The 255-nt window shown below is 55.3% G+C and carries 1 protein-coding gene; it reads right to left on the reverse strand.

Translation table 11 applies throughout. From position 1 onward, the window contains the following. Positions 1-62: 62 nt before the first annotated feature. The coding region (locus AB4Y42_RS44615; RefSeq protein WP_368697943.1) for a DUF3331 domain-containing protein at positions 63-255 on the reverse strand (193 nt) is incomplete at its 5' end.

The raw sequence follows: 255 nt of genomic DNA on the forward strand, positions 1-255 counted from the left end.
TTCCCTGCGATGCTCCGGTTACCACCACGACCTTTCGCAATGCGCTCATGATCCAGTGCCCCCTAACATGATGGTTCTTCAGAAAAACAACCTACTGCGGAAGCCAGAATCACCGTATGGCGGTTGACTGGTTTATGCGTTCGACTCACACGAGGGCGAAATATCGGGTCGCCACGGTGTATGGCCTTACCGGACAGCGCACAGACCGCTTCCGCTGGTGCCGATCCAATAGTCCAGATCTGGCTCTCGTAACGT

Origin of the sequence: Paraburkholderia sp. EG286B, assembly GCF_040965655.1 — a bacterium.
GTDB lineage: Bacteria > Pseudomonadota > Gammaproteobacteria > Burkholderiales > Burkholderiaceae > Paraburkholderia.